The following is a 960-nucleotide window of genomic DNA, read 5'->3' on the forward strand; positions in this document are numbered from 1 at the left end:
TAACGAGCCATCTTTTCTAGTTACAGCATGAAGTGTAGCTATATAGGTATTGTTTTACCTTCACCTATATAGCTTACTAGCATCTGTGATGCTACTTATCTGTTGTATTGATATTTCTTACTTACATAATCAGCAGAACGTTTTGCACGTGCCAAAATTCTGGCAATTTTATTTTAATAATCATTTTAGGGGGAAACTTGAAGGCAACAACTTCTTTAAAGCGAGAGTGGTTTTCTAACACTCAAAAAGACCTAGTAGCAGGTGCAGTTGTGGCACTAGCTCTAATTCCAGAAGCGATCGCTTTTTCCATTATTGCCGGAGTTGATCCTAAAGTCGGGCTATATGCCTCTTTTTCTATGGCAGTAGTGACCGCAATTGCCGGAGGACGACCCGGCTTGATTTCAGCGGCAACAGGTGCAATGGCACTGCTGATGATTGATTTAGTAAAAGAGCATGGCGTGCAATATTTATTTGCCGCAACGATTGTAACAGGGATTTTGCAGATTCTCTTTGGTGTATGCAAACTGGGTCGCCAGATGAAGTACATTCCTCGCGCCGTAATGATTGGCTTCGTCAATGCCCTTGCCATTTTGATTTTTATGGCGCAACTCCCCCAGCTTAACAACGTGTCTTGGATTGTTTATGCCATGACGGTGATTGGACTTGCGATCATCTACATTTTACCAAGATTTATAAAAGTTGTGCCTTCACCATTAGTTGCCATTGTGGTGCTAACCGCCGCCTCAATTTTTGGCAACATTGATGTACCCACCGTAGGCGATATGGGAGAGTTGCCCAGTGCCTTTCCTACTTTTTTACTGCCGAATGTGCCGCTTAATATAGAAACGCTACAAATCATCGTGCCTTACGCCCTAACCTTAGCGATCGTTGGCTTGCTGGAATCGTTGCTAACAGCTTCACTGTTAGATGAACTCACCGATACTCCTAGTGATAAAAACC

The 960-nt window shown here is 42.9% G+C and carries 1 protein-coding gene; it reads left to right on the top strand.

Going from position 1 to position 960, the window contains the following annotated elements; all coding sequences use genetic code 11:
- Positions 1–197: 197 nt before the first annotated feature.
- Positions 198–960, top strand: a 763-nt coding sequence (locus AC2VE5_RS28700; protein ID WP_486890908.1) for a SulP family inorganic anion transporter, incomplete at its 3' end; no start/stop codon positions are given.

The sequence above is a fragment of the Aliterella sp. E5.1 genome (assembly GCF_057473825.1).